The following is a 13,031-nucleotide window of genomic DNA, read 5'->3' as shown; positions in this document are numbered from 1 at the left end:
TGGGTAAAATGCAGCTCTATTCCTATATTGTTGCGAACATTAAAGTATGGAACATTTTGATTGTGTGGTTGTTGGTGGTGGTATGGTTGGCGCTGCAAGTGCGTTAACCATAGCACAGCTTGGTTTAAAAGTGGCCGTGGTGGAAAAATTCCCCCCTAAAGACTTTAGTGCTGAACAACCATTAGACCTACGTGTATCAGCTATTTCACTCGCTTCACAAAATTTACTCAATCAAGTTGGTGCATGGCAACAAGTGCAACAATGGCGCAGTTGTCCATACAAACGCTTGGGGGTTTGGGAGCATGAGCGTGCTTACACGGAATTTAATGCCGACAACATTGAACAGTCACACCTTGGAGATATTGCAGAAAACCGATTAATTCAACTTGCCTTATGGCAACGAATGGAATCGATGAGCAATATTCATACATACTGTCCAGAAAGTTTACTTTCCCTAAACCAAGACGATAACACTGGTGATAACAAAGTAACATTAACTTTATCTAATAGCGTGATAACAGCAAAGCTTGTCATTGGCGCTGATGGCGCTCAATCAAAAGTAAGGCAAATGTCTGCTATTGGTATGACAGGCTGGGATTATCAGCAATCAGCCATGTTGATTAATATTGAAACCTCATTGTGTCAGCAAGATATTACTTGGCAGAAATTCTCTCCTACAGGACCTGTCGCCTTTTTACCACTGCCAGGAGAAAGCTCATTAGGTGGTTATGCTTCGCTAGTTTGGTATCATCAACGTGATGAAATTACACGGTTAGCAGCATTATCAAATAGCCAACTAGAGCATGAAATACTTAAGTGTTTTCCTAAACAATTAGGCAATATAAAAGTACTGAGTAAGGGGGATTTCTCTCTCACACGCAGACATGCAAATACCTATCAACATAAGCGCATATTGTTATTAGGTGATGCAGCCCATACTATCAATCCAATGGCTGGACAGGGCGTTAATTTAGGCTTTAAAGATGTGCTTGCGTTGCAGCATGTTATTGCTGAAGCAATTAGTCATGGTGAAGCCTGGCATGATGAGGTTGTTCTAGCCCGTTATGAAAAAATGAGACGTAAAGATAATTTACTTATGATGTCCACCATGGACGCGTTATATGTTGGCTTTAGTCATCCTTCACCACTTATCAAAGCCGCCCGTAATTTAGCATTGCTGGCCGTTAACAAAGTGCCTGTGCTAAACACGAGCATAAAAAATAAAGCACTGGCTTATGCATGTGGGTTATAGACATATCATTTCTGATTAAGTAAGAAGTAAATGCTCGGGGGAGTTGAACCCTCACTCTATACAACATGAAGACAAATAAGCTTTAAGGGAGTGTCTTCTGTGAATAAGGTTACGAGACTCTTATATTGTCATCACTTATTAATCTTATTCGACTTACAACAATCTTTTCGCCAGTATAGGACTTGAGTGCCGCTTGGAAGGGGGAGGGAATATCCTGACAACCTTATTTCTAAGATAATTACATTACGGGAATAGCTTCGACATTTTTATTTATATGACTAGTTATTTATAACGAATCATTAACCATGGCTTACTATTTAAAGTAAATTTGAAGTAATCTTTGATTTTTTAAAGAAGATAGACCATATATTTGAGTGCATTTCTACTAACGTAAAAGTGGTGGCTACACCGGGACTCGAACCTGGTACCCCATCATTATGAGTGATGTGCTCTAACCAACTGAGCTATGTAGCCATTACAAACACAAAAAAACCATCTGCTATAAGTGGGCACCTATAATTAGATAGTAGGAAGTGTTTTGGATTTTCTAGAGTTTTTAAATGGTGCGGGTCAAGAGACTTGAACTCTCACATCTTGCGATACTGGAACCGTACTTTCCTAACATAAGCAGCGCGTCTACTAATTCCGCCAAAAGTGTATTATTTTCTTAGAGGGAAGTTTTACTTTGATAGGAAAATGGTGGCTACACCGGGACTCGAACCTGGGACCCCATCATTATGAGTGATGTGCTCTAACCAACTGAGCTATGTAGCCATTACAAACACAAAAAAACTATCTGCTATAAGTGGGCACCTATAATTAGATAGTAGGGAGTGTTTTGGATTTTCTAGAGTTTTTAAATGGTGCGGGTCAAGAGACTTGAACTCTCACATCTTGCGATACTGGAACCTAAATCCAGCGCGTCTACCAATTCCGCCAAACCCGCATACATTTAGTTTTTAAAGAGACTTGAAACTCTGACATCTTGCGATGTTGGAACATACATTCAAGGTTTAAAGAGACTTGGCTCTGTATACCATTTTTTAGAAAAAAATGGCAGGGATAAGAGGATTTGAACCTCTGAATGACGGGATCAAAACCCGCTGCCTTACCGCTTGGCTATATCCCTCCAGGATAATAAGTGACATTGCAGACTTTTTATTAAACATTGAATTAACAATGGTAATAAAAAGTGGCAGGGATAAGAGGATTTGAACCTCTGAATGACGGGATCAAAACCCGCTGCCTTACCGCTTGGCTATATCCCTGCAATGTACTTACTTTTTACGTGCAACAAAGTTGCTTTGTAATGGTGCGGGTCAAGAGACTTGAACTCTCACATCTTGCGATACTGGAACCTAAATCCAGCGCGTCTACCAATTCCGCCAAACCCGCATTACATTCAAGTTTTTAAAGAGACTTGAGCTCTCACATCTTGCAATACTGGAACCTACTCTCTATAAAAAAAAGTAGCGCGTCATCGATTTCTCAATTCCGCCAAACCCGCATTACATTCAAGCTTTTAAAGAGACTTGAACTCTTTTTACTAAAGTATAAATACTGAAGTAAAATGGTGGCTACACCGGGACTCGAACCTGGGACCCCATCATTATGAGTGATGTGCTCTAACCAACTGAGCTATGTAGCCTTTACCAACCTGCTCTGTAGCAAGTGCGGCGTATTATGCTAATCTACTTGCCTTCCGTCAACAGTTATTTTCAAAAAAGTTGTACTTTTTATTTGTTTGGCTATTGCGTGTGCAGTTTGACGAATAACTATGCAGAGAAACAGTAAATAAAGCAGTGAATTGATAAATTCGTTCTTACTCTTGTCTTTAAAACTGAATAAGTGACATTGCTTTTATTTAACGCTCTTTGCTAAATACACTAAATATTTTGTTAAGTTGCCTTTTTCTGGCTCCATAGATAGTTTATAAATTGCTAATAATGGAATTCTCAAACGTTAATTCATAAGATTTTATAATTAAATTTAGTTTATGCTCGTCGGTCCGTCATAAATATAATAAACCTGCAGTGACTTTTTAACTTGTACTCTTGAGTACCTTAAATTATGCACAGCATCGAGTGGGTTAATAGCTAATTAGGTTTTACTATCGGGATTTACACTTAACTAACCTGTGTCATTTGGTTTAAGTAAACGCCTATAGTTCATACTTTACAGGCACAAAAAAGGCCCATCGTGATGAGCCTTTTGGGGTTAAGAGCTTTTAGCGTGTTATACGTTAAAGCGGAAATGTATGACATCACCATCTTTAACACGGTACTCTTTACCTTCTAAGCGCCATTTGCCCGCTTCTTTAGCACCAGATTCACCATTAAACTCGATGAAGTCATCATAACCAACGATTTCAGCGCGAATAAAACCTTTTTCAAAGTCAGTATGAATAACCCCAGCAGCTTGTGGTGCGGTAGCATTTTGCTTAACAGTCCATGCGCGCACTTCTTTCACGCCCGCGGTAAAGTAAGTTTGTAAATGTAATAAGCCATAGCCTGAATTAATTACACGGTTAAGGCCTGGCTCCTCTAAGCCCATTTCAGCCATAAACTCTTCTCTGTCTTCATCATCCATTTCAGACAGTTCGCCTTCAATTTCAGCACAAACAGCAACAACAACAGCGCCTTCTTTATCAGCGATTGCTTGTACCACATCAAGGTGAGGGTTGTTTTCAAAGCCATCATCATTAACATTAGCAATGTACATGGTTGGTTTGATAGTTAAAAAGTTTAAGTAACTAACAGCAGCGATTTCTTCTTTAGTTAAGTCTAAAGAACGCACCATTTCACCATCTTCGACATGTTTTAATATTTTTTCTAAAACAGGTACTTCAAATTTAGCATCTGGATCGCCGCCTTTAGCACGTTTGGCTTGACGTTGGATCGCACGCTCTGCAGTATCCATATCAGCAAGGGCTAGTTCGGTATTGATAACATCAATATCTTCTGCCGGATCAATTTTATTCGCAACGTGAATAATATTGTCATTTTCAAAACAACGTACAACATGACCAATCGCATCAGTTTCACGAATGTTGGCTAAAAATTTGTTACCTAAACCTTCACCTTTTGATGCACCAGCAACAAGACCTGCAATATCAACAAATTCCATAGTCGTAGCTAAGACACGCTCAGGGTTAACTATTTTGGTTAATTTATCTAAGCGAGGATCGGGTACCGGTACTACACCAGTATTTGGCTCAATAGTACAGAACGGGAAGTTTGCTGCTTCAATACCTGCTTTGGTAAGTGCATTGAATAGTGTTGATTTTCCTACGTTAGGCAAGCCAACGATACCACATTTAAAACCCATGATTATTTCCTACTGATTATTTGCTAACATGTTTTTATTCAGCTTTAAAAGAGTGTAAGCGATTTTGCGCTTTCTTTAAGTCGTCTTTTAGCCAAATGTCTAAACATCGACTGGCTTCGTCGATTGCTTGTTCAATTTTTACTTGTTCTGCACTCGGCGCTTTACCCAGTACATGACCCGTTACTTTATCGCGATGACCTGGGTGGTCAATGCCAATGCGTAACCGGTAAAATTCTTTATTATTAGCCATGCGAGCGATAATATCGCGCAAGCCATTGTGTCCGCCGTGTCCACCACCTTTTTTAATCTTACAAACACCTGGTTGCATGTCTAATTCATCATGGGCAACTAAGATTTCATCGACCGTTAATTTATAAAAATTAGCTAGGGGTGCAACTGCTTGACCGCTACGGTTCATGAATGTAGTCGGAATTAATAAGTGAACAAGGTTACCCGCAATTAACCCTTTACCATAAAGGCCAGAGTATTTTTTTTCGGGGCGGAGTGAGATGTTATGGCTACGTGCTAGTTCTTCTACGAACCAAACACCGGCATTGTGGCGTGTTTTGCTATATTCGGGGCCAGGATTACCCAGCCCCGCAATTAGTTTAATAGTCATTATTTATAATATTATAAATGAATGAGCTATTATTCAGCTTCTGGAGTTTCTTCAGCAGCTGGAGCAGCTTCGTCGTCACTAGTTGCTTTTGCAGCCTTAGGTGCATTAGCAGAAACAACAGCTAGATCGTGATCTTCGCCTTTAGCTAATTCATCAGAAGTAACGCCAGCTGGCATTGTAATGTCTGATAAATGTAAAGTTTGGCCAAGTTCTAAATCAGCTAAGTCAACAGCGATAAACTCAGGTAAGTCTTTTGGTAAACAAGTGATAGCGATTTCGTTCACGTGGTGAGAAATGTTAGCACCAGTTTTTGCTGCTACTTCTTCGTTTAAGAAGTGAATAGGAGCGTTTGCATGAACAACATGCTTAGCATCAATGCGCATGAAATCTAAGTGCATTACAACTTGCTTGTACGGGTGACGTTGCATGTCTTTAATTAGACACTCAACTGGCTTACCAGCGATGTTTAATGTTAATACTTGCGAGTAGAACGCTTCTTCTTGTTGAGCACGGAAAACGTTTTTGTGCTCTAAAGTTAAAGATACAGGTTCTTGGTTTTCACCGTAAAGGATTGCAGGAACTTTGTTCGCGTGACGTAGGCGGCGGCTCGCACCTTTCCCTAAATCAGTACGTACTTCAGCTTCTAATGTTAATAAATCAGTCATTTTAATACTCTTTGTGTTAAATAAGCCTGAAGGCTTAAAAAATGTTGTCTTGTTTTTTGCGACCAAAAACAAGGATATAAACCTTTATTAATCATGCTAAGTAAGATTAATCCCAATTAGGCAGATAAAAAAGGCGCGAAATATTAACATCTACAGTATATAAAAGCTACGCTTATTTACTGTTTAACTTAACATCCCCATTAATAAGAAAACCCCCAGCTGATGTCTAATTGCTATTAATATAATGCACTGTTTGTCCCTAGCTTTTCTTTCTTTTGAGTAAGACTTCTTTGATATGCTTTTCGCCAAATATATTCTAAAGGGCCCTGTTTGAAAAAATGCAAATAGAGATGAGCAAGTGCTATCTGAACAAAAGTGAAGGCTAAAGCTATCATGACATAGTCTATTCTGTGTGCGGTTAAATGGAAATCTTGTTGCCACCATCTTAGTAGCAAGCCCATAAAGATTGATTGAAATATATAAAGGCTGAAAGCGATCTTGCCAGGGGCTGAAAAAAGGGTAATGAAACGGCCTTTGTTTTTTATCAATCTGATAACAACATGTGCATATAATAAGGCTACAAATATTGCTGATACGCTTGAAAGCACAGAGCTCATTTCAGCACTTATAGTAAACATTGTCATACAAGATATATCGATACAGATAAAAATAAGTGCCACGAATATAATGCCTGTTAGCTGCTTAGGCCTAAAGCCTTTGGTGAAGAAGCCTACTCTATATAAGAAGGCACCTAACAACATTAAGCCAGCTATTTGCCAGTATATGAATAGGGGAGAAAGCAACAGTAGACCGAATGTGATACCGCTTTGAATGAGCACCTGATAGCCATAGTGGCTAAACCAAAGTTCATGCATTTCGATATAGTCGTTTGAAGACCTCAACATAGACGAGTCTTCAGAAAAGAGAATAACAAGCACGGCAAGCGTGAGTGAGAGAATGATGCCTATAGATATATAGCGGATTGCTTTGTTATAGAGTTCTTTTAATGTTAGCTCCAGCGCACTTAAGATCGTTAACGCACATACGCTGTATAACAGCAGCACATCACCACCAAAAATAAACACACCATGGATAATACCAAAGACAATGAGCCAATTTAATCGACTGGTTAAGAAGTCCTTTGGCGATAACTGCTTCTTTTTACAAGCGCTATATTGAATAGCAAGGCCAGCGCCGAAGAACAAGCAAAATAGCGTTCTAAATCTGCCATCAAAAAATATTGTATTAAGGGTCTCTATAACGCTGTCCATGATGGGCTTAGGGGATAACTCACCATAGCCTGTGGTCAGCGAACCATGGAAATAGATATTCATAAACAGAATACCTAAAATGGCTATGCCTCGTAATATGTCAATTGATTGAATGCGCACAGTTCTTCCTTAAAGTGTACTTATCATTAGATTCGCAAAGGCATTAATATATAGGTTTTCAGGAAAAATAGCAGGTGAGAATGTACATTAATTAGAATAAATAGGCTTGTGATCTGTAAAAAAGGACGGCTACTGGAAACAAGGCAATAAAAAAGCAGCCTACATTGAGGCTGCTTTTTAGAAAATTAGTTATTTATAGCTAGTTAGTATTAACTAGCTATTTACAACAAAGAATTAGTCAAACATTGCAGAAATAGATTCTTCATTGCTTACACGACGAATTGCTTCGCTAAGCATGCCGCTTAATGTTAATTGACGAACCATGTTAAGTTCTTTAATTGCTGGAGACAGTGGTATTGAATCCGTAACAACAACTTCATCAATAACAGATGCTTCAAGGTTTTCAACAGCATTACCAGATAAAACTGGGTGAGTGGCGTAAGCTATAACACGTTTTGCACCATGTTCTTTTAATGCTTCTGCCGCTTTAGCTAGTGTACCACCGGTATCAATCATATCATCAACGATAATACAATCACGGCCTTCAACTTCACCAATGATATGCATCACTTGCGCAACGTTCGCTTTAGGGCGACGTTTATCGATGATAGCTAAGTCAGCGTCGTCAAGTAATTTTGCTACCGCACGAGCTCGTACTACACCGCCAATATCAGGAGAAACAACAACGGGGTTATCTAACTCACGATTTTGCATATCATCTAATAAAATTGGCGTACCAAAAGCATTATCAACAGGCACATCAAAGAAACCTTGAATTTGCTCGGCGTGTAAATCAACCGTTAAAACACGGTCAACACCAACACTTGATAAGAAGTCAGCAACTACTTTCGCAGTAATTGGTACACGAGCACTACGTACGCGTCTGTCTTGGCGAGCATAACCAAAATAAGGGATTACAGCAGTGATACGGCCAGCAGAGGCACGACGCAAAGCGTCTATCATTACAATTAATTCCATTAAGTTATTGTTGGTTGGAGCACAGGTTGATTGAATGATAAAAACATCAGCACCACGGACGTTTTCATTTATTTCAACACTAATTTCACCATCACTAAAACTACCGACTTTAGCTTCACCTAGAGGCATATATAGGCGATTAGCAATTTTTTTGGCCAGTTCAGGGGTGGCATTACCCGCAAAAATCTTCATGTCAGGCACTTTCGATTCCTCAGAAATATTTGACATTAAAAGTAGGCTCTTTGATTGATAAGCAATCATTGAACAGTATAGGCTGACTTAACTGTCGCAACTTTTAGCACAATAATGAGCTTAAAAGTAGTCGAACTGGTTAAGCTAGCAAATCTTTATAAAACGTTACTTGTTCTGTGATAGCTTTGCTATTACTGAACAAAGTGGGGACTTATTAAGCCCCTGCGCTACAAATGAGCTAATTCCTTTGGGGAGTTTCGCTTGTAATGAACGCGCCTCTTGATAACTAGAAAGTCGCGTAAAAATGCACGCACCAGTTCCTGTCATTCTCGAGGGTGCGTATTCTACCAACCAAGCCAGTAACTTGGCAACCTCAGGATACTGTTTAATTACTAATGTTTGGCAGTCATTATGAAAGCTATCATTGATGAAGTCACTAGTATTAAGGGCTGAGAGCTCAAGTTTCTTGGTATTTCTAGGTAAATCTACGGCAGTAAAAACTTCTTTTGTAGAGATGCTACATTCAGGTTTACTAATCAAATACCAAGACTCTTGTGGTTTAATAGCCGTAAGGTCATCACCCACACCTTGAGCAAAAGCGGAAAAACCATGAATAAATATAGGTACATCAGCGCCAAGGCTCAAACCCAAATCAGATAATTCATCTAAAGATAAGTTGCATTGCCATAGCAAGTTTAAGGCAACTAATATAGTTGCAGCATTTGATGAACCACCACCCAAACCACCACCCATGGGTAAGATTTTATTGATACTGATTTTTACGCCTAGCCTTGAATGACTTTTGCTTTTGAGTAATCGTGCTGCTTTAACAATCAAGTTATCGTCATAATTTACGCCTTCAATAGGTGTTAATAATGCTATTTCCGGTGTTTCGGTGACGGTTAAGGTGAGAGTGTCACTATGATCGATAAATTGAAAAAGGGTTTCTAAGTTATGGTAACCGTCTTGGCGTTGTCCAACGACATGAAGAAATAAATTAATCTTTGCTGGTGATGGGAAATCAATCGTCTTATTAATAAAAGAATTTGAGGTAGAAGAACAAGTCATGTAAATATTCTGCTTATTGTGAGTGATATAGTTTGGTAATGAGTCTGTTATTTATCGGCAATAGCCCAGTCATTGACGACAATTTTAATTAATAAATTATCTTTTCTAATTGAAAATTTAGTTGCTAAGTTATAGCCGTTTATTTGTTGGTAATTTGCATAACTGACCTGCCATAATTCATTTGCATAATAGCTAGATAGATTAAGTGGTAGCTGTGTTTTTTCCTGATAGTCAATTTTATCATCTTTTTGATAAGGAAGACCTTTGAGCCAGAATGTTAAGGCTTTTGTTGGTAAGGTTAAGCCGGTAATGGAATAGATAAGTGTTTCGAGATCGCTACCATGATAGGTTTTTCCATCTACTTGGATTTTATGATTATTATCAGTTGAATCAAGTTGTAAAACATTGATGCCCAAATAGCTTGTTAAGTTGAGTAATTGGCTGTTTTGTCTCTCATCAACTTGCCAAGAAAGTGTCGCACTATTGCGTGATTTTTTTTCAATGAAGGCTATCTTGCCTTTGATTTTCCACTGCTGTAATTGCTGTAGCTTTATCACTCGTTGTTGTGGCGTTTGTTCAATTAGCGCTTGTGAATCTGTCTTAGGTATAGTGCTACAACCCGATAATACTAGCGTAAATAAGGTAAAAAGAAGTAGGTTAGTTTGATGAAAAATAGCGCTAATAGATAGGGACATTAATGGTAAGTGCTTAAAACGAAGATGGTTGTTATTGAAACATAGCTTTTTAGTCTTTGTAAATAGCAGTATTATTTTTAGGGTCTTTTATCACAGATCATATTTTAATGGCGGCGCTTAGGGTATACTGGCGTTACGAGATAAAACAAGTTGGTTAAAACTTGTCGGAAATGTTTACAAAATAGGTTTATTACTGTGTCTATCGTTGCTGTTGGAATTAATCATAAAACTGCACCTGTTGCGGTGAGAGAAAAGATATCTTTTAATCCAGATAAACTTTCTATTGCGCTGCAAGAAATGCTTAATGCCGTACAGTGCCGTGAAGTTGCTATTTTATCTACTTGCAATCGAACAGAGTTATACTTAGTGCAAGACGGTGACTTTGATGTTACCCAACAACGCTTGATTGAATGGCTAGAAAATTTCCACAATGTACCTGCGTCGACTATCTTACCTACCTTATATTGGCACAAAGATCAGCAAGCCGTTAATCACATGATGCGCGTTGCATGCGGTTTGGATTCACTCGTTTTAGGCGAACCACAAATCCTAGGTCAAATGAAACAAGCATACAGCCAAGCAAAAGCTGCGGGTTCTATGTCGTTGATTATGGATCGGTTATTCCAGCGTACTTTTGGCGTAGCAAAACAAGTTCGAACAGAAACTGAGATTGGCGCTAGTGCTGTTTCTGTTGCCTTTGCCTCAGTCAATTTAGCTAAACACATATTTGGTGGCCTTGAAAAAACAAAAGTCTTACTCGTAGGGGCTGGTGAAACTATCGAGTTAGTGGCAAAACACTTATATGAAAATAATGTTGGAAAAATTACTGTCGCTAACAGAACACTTGCTCGCGCTGAGAGTATGGCGACTAAAATAGGTGCGGATGTTATTACCCTGGCACAAATACCTGAGCACATGTGTAATGCCGATATTGTCATCAGCTCTACTGGTTCTACGCTACCAATTATTGGTAAAGGTATGGTTGAACAAGCATTAGCATCACGTAAGCATCAACCTATCTTTATGGTAGATTTAGCGGTTCCTCGTGATATTGAAGAGCAGGTCTCTGAACTTGAAGATGTGTTTTTGTATACTGTTGATGACTTACAGGGCATTATCGCTAAAAACATTGAAAATCGACGTAAAGCGGCAGTGCAAGCTGAAAGTATTGTTAATAGTCAATCAGATAATTTCATGGCATGGCTGCGTGGTTTAAATACTCAAGATACCGTTATTAGTTATCGTAAACAGTGTTTAGAAAATCGTGATGTGTTACTTGAAAAGGCATTCATTCAATTAAAAAATGGTAAAAATTCTGAGGCTGTTCTAGCCGAGCTTGCCAATAAACTCACGAATAAATTTATGCATGCACCTACCAGCGCACTTCAATCTGCAGCCCAAGGTGGTGAACTTGATAAGCTTATTTATTTACGTGATATTTTTAATATAGACTCACCAGAGTAGTGCACTACACTGTAATTTTATCTTGCTTAAATATACTACTTTTATATAAGAAGCTACGACACCTTATATAGGTATTTTATACTCTTCTTTATCATGTTATTTAGCTTAATCGCTGTGAAAGCTGCTGTTAAATGAGTGGATTTGACTCCAGAAAAAACAATTGATTTGCTTCCTGTTAGTCTGTCTAAGGTGACATTTTTCTACTGACATGGTGGATTATGTTATTACTGTGTTAGAATAGCAGCAATTTAGTTTATCTCATCTAAAATATAAGAACACTTCCAATGAAATCATCAGTTTACCAGAAGCTTGAAGTGCTAGTAGAGCGCTTTGAAGAAGTACAAGCACTATTATCCGATCCAGAAACCATTAGCGACCAAGAAAAATTTCGTGCTTTATCTAAAGAGTTTAAGCAACTTGAGTCAGTGACTTCAGTTTTTAATAACTACAAAACTGCTGAAGATGATTTTGCAACGGCTGAGCTAATGCTTAAAGATGATGATCCTGATATGCGAGAAATGGCGCAGGAAGAATTCAAAGAGGCTAAAAAAGCGGTCACCGATATTGCTGATGAATTACAAATTTTATTACTTCCACGTGATCCTAATGATGATAATAACTGTTTTGTTGAGATTCGTGCTGGCGCTGGTGGCGACGAAGCCGCTATTTTTGCGGGTGATTTATTTAGAATGTACAGCCGTTATTCAGAAAAGAAAGGCTGGAAAATTGAGGTAATGAATTCCAATGAAAGTGAGCAGGGTGGTTATAAAGAGCTGATCTTGAAAATCAATGGAGAAGGCGTTTATGGGCATATGAAGTTTGAGTCGGGTGGTCACCGTGTTCAACGCGTACCAGAAACTGAATCTCAAGGCCGTGTACATACGTCAGCTTGTACAGTAGTTGTTATGCCTGAAATACCTGAGTCAGAAGCTATTGAAATTAATAAGGCTGACTTAAAAGTAGATACTTTCCGTGCCTCGGGCGCTGGTGGTCAGCACGTTAACAAAACAGATTCAGCTATTCGTATTACTCACATTCCATCGGGTGTTGTGGTTGAGTGTCAGGATCAACGTTCACAGCATAAAAATAGAGCTCAAGCGATGTCTGTGCTTCAAGCACGTCTTCAGCAAGCAGAAGATGAAAAACGTCGTAGTGAAGAAGAGTCTTCACGTCGCAACTTAGTGGCTAGTGGTGATCGTTCTGAACGTATTCGTACATATAATTTCCCTCAAGGTCGTATGAGTGACCACCGTATCAACCTTACTTTATATCGCTTGAACGAAATCATGGAAGGTAGTTTACATTTGGTTATGGAACCAATAATGCAAGAAAACCAAGCTGATCTACTAGCTGAATTAGCTGAACAAAACTAAGGCTAGT

At 38.8% G+C, this 13,031-nt stretch carries 10 protein-coding genes and 7 tRNA genes; 3 read left to right on the top strand and 14 right to left on the bottom strand.

The features are described from left to right. Positions 1 to 46 precede the first annotated feature (46 nt). Positions 47 to 1,252, top strand: coding sequence for an FAD-dependent oxidoreductase (locus tag ND2E_RS14060; protein WP_033093236.1), 1,206 nt, complete (start codon positions 47 to 49; stop codon positions 1,250 to 1,252). 397 nt (positions 1,253 to 1,649) lie between these two features. On the opposite strand, the gene ND2E_RS14065 is transcribed toward ND2E_RS14060, so the two are convergent. The 14 genes from ND2E_RS14065 to lolB form a co-directional block, all read right to left on the bottom strand. Next, positions 1,650 to 1,726, bottom strand: a tRNA-Met gene (locus ND2E_RS14065). Positions 1,727 to 1,949: 223 nt separating this feature from the next. Continuing rightward, positions 1,950 to 2,026 (bottom strand) — tRNA-Met (locus ND2E_RS14070). 87 nt (positions 2,027 to 2,113) lie between these two features. Continuing rightward, positions 2,114 to 2,198, bottom strand: a tRNA-Leu gene (locus ND2E_RS14075). Between the two features lie 108 nt (positions 2,199 to 2,306). Then, positions 2,307 to 2,381, bottom strand: a tRNA-Gln gene (locus ND2E_RS14080). A gap of 64 nt (positions 2,382 to 2,445) precedes the next feature. Continuing rightward, positions 2,446 to 2,520, bottom strand: a tRNA-Gln gene (locus ND2E_RS14085). Positions 2,521 to 2,562: 42 nt separating this feature from the next. Beyond that, positions 2,563 to 2,647 (bottom strand) — tRNA-Leu (locus tag ND2E_RS14090). Between the two features lie 176 nt (positions 2,648 to 2,823). Further along, a tRNA-Met gene (locus tag ND2E_RS14095) sits at positions 2,824 to 2,900 on the bottom strand. Between the two features lie 587 nt (positions 2,901 to 3,487). Continuing rightward, positions 3,488 to 4,579: a redox-regulated ATPase YchF gene (gene ychF / locus ND2E_RS14100; protein ID WP_033093235.1), complete on the bottom strand. Its 1,092-nt coding sequence runs from the start codon at positions 4,577 to 4,579 to the stop codon at positions 3,488 to 3,490. 34 nt (positions 4,580 to 4,613) lie between these two features. Then, complete coding sequence (gene pth / locus ND2E_RS14105; RefSeq protein ID WP_033093234.1) at positions 4,614 to 5,198, bottom strand: aminoacyl-tRNA hydrolase; 585 nt, start codon at positions 5,196 to 5,198, stop codon at positions 4,614 to 4,616. A gap of 29 nt (positions 5,199 to 5,227) precedes the next feature. Next, on the bottom strand, positions 5,228 to 5,863 hold the full coding sequence (locus ND2E_RS14110; RefSeq protein ID WP_033093233.1) for a 50S ribosomal protein L25/general stress protein Ctc: 636 nt from the start codon (positions 5,861 to 5,863) through the stop codon (positions 5,228 to 5,230). A gap of 236 nt (positions 5,864 to 6,099) precedes the next feature. After that, entirely contained in the window at positions 6,100 to 7,254 is a 1,155-nt protein-coding gene (locus ND2E_RS14115) for a DUF418 domain-containing protein (RefSeq protein WP_033093232.1), read from the bottom strand. Positions 7,255 to 7,488: 234 nt separating this feature from the next. Further along, positions 7,489 to 8,433, bottom strand: coding sequence for a ribose-phosphate pyrophosphokinase (locus ND2E_RS14120; RefSeq protein ID WP_081962009.1), 945 nt, complete (start codon positions 8,431 to 8,433; stop codon positions 7,489 to 7,491). A gap of 156 nt (positions 8,434 to 8,589) precedes the next feature. Next, a complete protein-coding gene (gene ispE / locus ND2E_RS14125) occupies positions 8,590 to 9,492 on the bottom strand; it encodes a 4-(cytidine 5'-diphospho)-2-C-methyl-D-erythritol kinase (protein WP_033093230.1) in 903 nt (300 codons plus the stop codon). 47 nt (positions 9,493 to 9,539) lie between these two features. Beyond that, on the bottom strand, positions 9,540 to 10,187 hold the full coding sequence (gene lolB, locus ND2E_RS14130) for a lipoprotein insertase outer membrane protein LolB (RefSeq protein WP_033093229.1): 648 nt from the start codon (positions 10,185 to 10,187) through the stop codon (positions 9,540 to 9,542). Positions 10,188 to 10,382: 195 nt separating this feature from the next. On the opposite strand from lolB, the gene hemA reads away from it, so the two are divergent. Both hemA and prfA read left to right on the top strand, forming a co-directional pair. Beyond that, positions 10,383 to 11,651: a glutamyl-tRNA reductase gene (gene hemA, locus ND2E_RS14135; RefSeq protein ID WP_033093228.1), complete on the top strand. Its 1,269-nt coding sequence runs from the start codon at positions 10,383 to 10,385 to the stop codon at positions 11,649 to 11,651. A gap of 284 nt (positions 11,652 to 11,935) precedes the next feature. Next, a complete protein-coding gene (gene prfA, locus ND2E_RS14140) occupies positions 11,936 to 13,024 on the top strand; it encodes a peptide chain release factor 1 (RefSeq protein WP_033093227.1) in 1,089 nt (362 codons plus the stop codon). Positions 13,025 to 13,031 lie beyond the last annotated feature (7 nt).

Origin of the sequence: Colwellia psychrerythraea, assembly GCF_000764225.1 — a bacterium.
GTDB lineage: Bacteria > Pseudomonadota > Gammaproteobacteria > Enterobacterales > Alteromonadaceae > Colwellia > Colwellia psychrerythraea_D.
The sequence above is the reverse complement of the archived record's forward strand: the minus strand, read 5'-3'. Positions and strand labels throughout refer to the sequence as shown.